The organism is Streptomyces aureus (assembly GCF_001418135.1).
Taxonomy (GTDB): Bacteria; Actinomycetota; Actinomycetes; order Streptomycetales; family Streptomycetaceae; genus Streptomyces; species Streptomyces aureus_A.
The window spans coordinates 1-2,059 of sequence record NZ_LIPQ01000092.1; the positions used below are offsets into that span (position 1 = coordinate 1).

The 2,059-nt window shown below is 75.6% G+C and carries 2 protein-coding genes; both read left to right on the forward strand.

Annotated elements, in window-relative coordinates:
• Positions 1 to 1,018: carboxylesterase family protein (locus tag AOK00_RS09425; RefSeq protein ID WP_159041719.1), on the forward strand; the 1,018-nt coding region annotated here is incomplete at its 5' end.
• Positions 1,015 to 2,059 (forward strand): ABC transporter substrate-binding protein (locus AOK00_RS09430; protein WP_055599857.1); only part of this gene is annotated, 1,045 nt, incomplete at its 3' end. The genes AOK00_RS09425 and AOK00_RS09430, both read left to right, overlap by 4 nt.

Here is a 2,059-nt window from a genome sequence, read left to right on the forward strand (position 1 = left end):
ACTGGCCGAAGACGGTGACCCCGGACGGGTCACCGTCTTCGGCCAGTCGGCGGGCGGGGGATCGGTCGCCGCCCTGCTCGCGATGGACCGGGCGGCGGGGCTCTTCCGCCGGGCCGTCGCGCAGAGCGTGCAGGGCACGTACTTCTCCCCCGAGCTCGCCTCGGACATCGCCACGGCCTGCGCCGCCGAACTGGGCCTGCGGCCCACGGTGGCCGACCTGTCCGGCGTCCCCCCGTACGAACTTCCGGCCGCGGGCGACGCGCTCAGCGCGAAGATGGACCAGTGGGCGGACCGCTGGGGCCGGCCCGCGTACCGGCCGATCCCCTTCTCTCCGGTCGTCGACGGCGACATCCTGCCCACCACACCGTGGCAGGCCCTGTCCGACGGCGCCGGCCGTGACGTCGACCTCCTCGTCGGCCACACCCGCGACGAGCAGCGCCTGTTCACCGCGGTCACCGGCCTGCTCGGCGAGGTGAGCGAGGAGCAGGCGGCGGCCGCCCTCCGCCTCCTCGCTCCCGGCCCGGACGGAGCGCGCCGGTATCGCGACGCCTTTCCGACGGCGGACCCGGACGGGCTGTACGAACTGGTCCACTCCGACTGGCTCTTCCGCATGCCGTCGCTCCAGCTCGCCGAGGCCCGGGCGGCCACGGGCGGCCGCACCCATGTGTACGAGCTGACGTGGGCCGCCCCCGGCATGGGCGGTGCCTTCGGTGCCTGCCACGGCCTCGACGTACCCCTCGTCTTCGGCAATCTGGACCGCGGCCGGACCGCCGTGCTGATCGGTGAGGAGCCGTCCGCGGAGGCGGAGGCCCTGTCCGCCCGGATGCGCGCCGCCTGGACGTCCTTCGCCGCCCACGGCGACCCCGGCTGGCCGGCGTACGACACCGGACGACGGCTCGTGCAGGTCTTCGACACCCACCCCGCCGTCATGGCCTACCCGGAGGAGGCCTCCCGTCTGATCTGGCGGGACCACGCCTTCCCCGTCCTTTCGCCCGTCACAGGAGACGCCGCCTCATGAGTACGCCACTCCCGACGCCCGGAGCGGCACGGCCCGACGGATCGCCCGTCAGGATCGGCGCTCTCGTCCCGCTGACCCCGCCCGGCTGGGTCGAGGCGGGCCGGCACCTGCTCGCCGGACTCGAACTGGCCGTCCGCGAGGTCAACGACGCCGGCGGGATCGGCGCCGCCGGGGAGACCGACGGGACCGGCGCGAACGGCGGAAGACCGCTCGAACTGGTGGTCCGAGACACCGCGGCCGATCCGCGGCGGGCCGCGGCCGCGGTGGAGGAACTGGCCGGGCTCGGCGTGGCCGCTCTGGCCGGGGAGTACCACAGCGTCGTCGCCCGCGCCGCCGCCGCCGGGGCCGACGCCCTCGGCCTGCCGTACCTCTGCTCGTCGGCCGTCCTCGACGCGCTCACCGACGAGCCGACGGACCGGGTGGCGCGCCTCGCCCCCGCGCAGTCCCACGGCTGGCGGATCTACGCGGACTTCCTGCTTGCCGCCGGTCACCGTCGTGTCGCCGTCGCCGCCCAGCCGAGCGTCTACTGGGCGTCCGGGACCCGCCTTCTGCGGGACCGTCTCGCTCCCCGCGGCGGCACCGTCGTCCCGCTCGACATGGGTGAGCTGACGCCCACGGCGGTGTGCGACGCCCTCGTCGACCAGCGCGCCACCGCGCTCCTCCTCCTTGTGGGCCACCCGGAGCCTGCCGTGCCGCTCGTCCGGGCCGTCCGCCGCGACCGGCGCCTCTCCGAGATCCTGATCGGCGCTCCGGCCGGGCAGCCGGAGTTCGGCTCGTGGGCGACGGCGCTCGGCGAGGACGGCGCCGCGATCCCGTTCCTGCGCTACCTGCCAGAGCACGTCGGCCCGCTCGGCACCCGGGTCGGGACGGCCCTGCGCGAGCGGTTGGGCGAAGCGCCCTCCTTCGTCGCCTTCGAGGGCTACGACACCGTCACCGTCCTCGCCGACCTGCTGCGCTCCCACGGCACGGACCGGGCGGGCATCACGAAGTCGTGGCCGCACGTCGACGTCGAGGGCACCCGCGGGCGGATCCGGTTCTCCC